Consider the following 3,082-nt stretch of genomic DNA (forward strand, 5'->3'; position numbering starts at 1 on the left):
GACCGGGCGGCCGCCATCCAGGTCGGCAACTGGCTGCGGCCGTGGCTGCCGTCGCTGCTTGCGCTGTCGGCCAATTCGCGGGTGTATCGCTGCGCCGACAGCGGCTACGCGAGCTGGCGCAGCGTGCTGTGGCGGCGCTGGCCCGTGGCCGGGCCGCCGCCGTTCTTCCCGGCGCCCGAGGAGTACGACCGCACGGTGCGCATGCTGATCGACAGCGAGGTGATCCTCGATCACAAGATGATCTATTGGGACGTGCGCCCGTCGGAGAACTTTCCGACCGTCGAGATCCGGGTGGCCGACGTGCCGGCGACGGTCGCCGAGACCGTGCTGCTGGCCACCCTGGTCAGGGCCGCGGTGATGACCGCGCTCGACGGGCGCGGCCGGGACGACCGGCCCGGACGCCTGCCCCCCGCGGCGCTGCGGGCCGCGTACTGGAAGGCCGCGCACGACGGGCTCTCGGGGCACTCGCTCGATTTGATCCACGGACGCGGAGCGGTGCCGGCGTGTGAGCAGTTGGGCGCGCTGGTGCAACGGGTGCGACCCGCGCTCGACGCGCTCGGCGAATACGACCGCGTCACAACGGAACTCGACCGCGTCGTCGCGCAGGGCAACGGGGCGATGCGTCAGCTGCGGGCGTGGCGAAAACGCCGCGACGTGATGGACGTCGTCGCGGAAGTCGCCGCCGCCACGCTGAGTTGATTCGTCAGCCCAGGGCGAGCAGGCGGTACAGCCCGATCAGCCCGACCACCACGATGGTGGAGCGCAGCGCCGTCGGCGAGAGCCGGCGCCCATAACGCGCCCCGACCAGTCCGCCGACCAGCGAGCCCGCCGCGATGAGCCCGGCGACCGGCCAGCTGATCCGGCCGAAGGCCACCAGCGAATAGCTCACCGCCGCAACGACATTCACGACCAGCGTCAGGAGGTTCTTGGCCGCGTTCATGCGCTGCACCGACTCGGGCAGCAACGCGCCCATGATGCCGACCAGCAGGATACCCTGCGCGGCGGTGAAGTAGCCGCCGTAGACCCCGACGGCGAACGTCCCGAGCACCAGCACGGCCATCCGTGCCGGCGTGATGTGTTCGGCCGAACGCCCCTGCTGCTCGGCCCGCCGGGCAGCCCACGACTGCAGCTTCGGCCCGATCACCACCAGCACCAGGGCCAGCACCAACAACACCGGCACGACCCGGGCGAACACCGTCGGCGGCAGGTGCAGGAGCAGGAAGGCGCCCAGCACGCCGCCGGCCAGCGACGTGGGCAGCTGCCACCGCAACCGATCCCACTGCCCGGCCAGCTCGGCGCGATAGCCCCAGGTGCCCGACACGCTGCCCGCCACCAGCCCGACCGCGTTCGACATGGTGGCGGTGATCGGCGGATAGCCGAGGGCGACGAGCGTCGGGAACGTGATCAGGGTGCCCGATCCGACGAGGGCGTTGATGGCGCCGGCGCCGAATCCGGCCACGGCGATCACAACCATATGGGAGAGCAGCACTCCCGAAAAGCTTAGTCCGCCCTTAGACGTGAGGCGCTTCGTGGCCGCGGTCGACGCCGGTGCGCAGCTTCACCGACGCCGAGTACGCAAGGCTCCGGAAATGCAGCACCGGATCGTCGGAGGGTTCGATGCCGCCGGTGACGCGCATCGGGTCGAACACGACGATGTCATCGCCATGCTCGCGCCGCGTGTCGAGGCCGTCGATCTCGAGGGTGCCGACGGTGGCGATCTGCGTGCTCTGCCAGGCCGCCGACGGGTCGACCGTCGAGTCGTTCGGCCCGGCGATCTGGACGCGGAAGTCGAACCGCACCGGCCCGGTCGCGAGGCGGGCATTCAGCTCGTCGGTGAGAAAGTCCGGGCCATCGCCCCGGGGGGCCGACCCCTTCGCCCCCGTAGCCGGAACCCAGTGGTAGCGAACGAATCTGGCGCTGCCGTCGGCCGCGATCCAGCGGAAGGCGTGCAGGCCGTGGTATTCGATGGTGGCGTAGCTCGTCGGGACCTTGTTGGCGTCGCGCAGGACGGGGAGCGCGCCGAAGAGCCGGGGATGGGTCAGGAAGTACTTGGCCATGCGCAGCGGCGTCGTCGGGCCGGGCCGCATCGCTTTCAGCAGGTCGACGAATCCGTCCGGCGTGCTGGAGACGAACAGCCGGGCGGTCTGCGTCGACACGTCGGTGGTGGATCCGTCGGGCAGGGTGAACTTCACCGCCAGCCCCCGGACCCCGGGCACGCCGTCGCGCTGCGACGGGTTGCCCGAACCGTTGGAGAAGCGGGCCAGCGCGGGGACCGTCGAGCCGTCCAGGTGCTTGGCGCGCGAGAGCCCCGCCGCCTCGGGGTTCCCGGTGAACGTCCCGCGGTACAGCGTGCCTTTGGCGTGCAGCGCGCGACAGCCCGGCTGCGCGCCGCCGGTGCCTCGAATCGCCGCGATCGCCTCGTCAGGAGTGACCATGCGCGAATCTTAAGGCGCTAGTCGGGGAAGCCGAAGAGTTTGACGACACCGTGATCGCGGCCGGCGGTGTAGCCGCCGTCGACGGCGATGGCCTGGCCGGTGACGAACGAGGCGTCGGGAGACAGCAAAAACGCCGCCATTGCGGCGACCTCCTCGGGCCGGCCCAACCGTTGCAGGGCGTGCTCCTCGGTGATCGAGGCCAGCGGGCCCTCCATTCCCGGCAGGCCGAAAACGTTCTGGGCCATGGGTGTCTCGATGAAGCCGGGGCAGATGGCGTTAGCGCGGATGCCGCTGGGTCCATAGTCGAGCGCGATGTTCTTGGTGAGCAGTACGACGCCGCCCTTGGCCGCGTTGTACGAGCTGCCGCCGGCCGTGCCCTCCAGGCCCTCGATGCTGGCGACGGTGACGATCGAGCCGCGTTCACCGTCGACCCGGGATTGCTCGATCATCCTGGCCAGGGCGGCCTTGGCCACCAGGAAGGTGCCGGTGAGGTTGATCCCGATCACCCGATCCCATTCGGCCTTGTCGAGCAGGTGGACGGGGCCGCCGCCGGCGACGCCGGCCGCATGGAAGACGCCGTCGAGGCGGCCGGGGACCGCGGCCAGCACCGCGGCGATGGCGGCCTCGTCGGTGATGTCGGCGGTCAC

4 protein-coding genes are annotated in these 3,082 nt (G+C 70.8%); 1 reads left to right on the plus strand and 3 read right to left on the minus strand.

Annotation, left to right across the window (positions count from 1 at the left end):
* A partial coding sequence (locus JWP83_RS10495; protein WP_297729770.1) for a glutamate-cysteine ligase family protein occupies positions 1 to 699 on the plus strand: 699 nt, incomplete at its 5' end.
* A 4-nt stretch (positions 700 to 703) separates the two neighbouring features.
* Here the strand turns inward: JWP83_RS10495 and JWP83_RS10500 are convergent.
* The 3 genes from JWP83_RS10500 to JWP83_RS10510 form a co-directional block, all read right to left on the minus strand.
* A complete protein-coding gene (locus JWP83_RS10500; protein ID WP_297729780.1) occupies positions 704 to 1,474 on the minus strand; it encodes a sulfite exporter TauE/SafE family protein in 771 nt (256 codons plus the stop codon).
* 37 nt (positions 1,475 to 1,511) lie between these two features.
* Complete coding sequence (locus JWP83_RS10505; protein WP_297729773.1) at positions 1,512 to 2,435, minus strand: catalase family peroxidase; 924 nt, start codon at positions 2,433 to 2,435, stop codon at positions 1,512 to 1,514.
* A gap of 17 nt (positions 2,436 to 2,452) precedes the next feature.
* A partial coding sequence (locus tag JWP83_RS10510; protein WP_297729776.1) for an SDR family NAD(P)-dependent oxidoreductase occupies positions 2,453 to 3,082 on the minus strand: 630 nt, incomplete at its 5' end.

The organism is Mycobacterium sp., from assembly GCF_025965855.1.
GTDB lineage: Bacteria > Actinomycetota > Actinomycetes > Mycobacteriales > Mycobacteriaceae > Mycobacterium.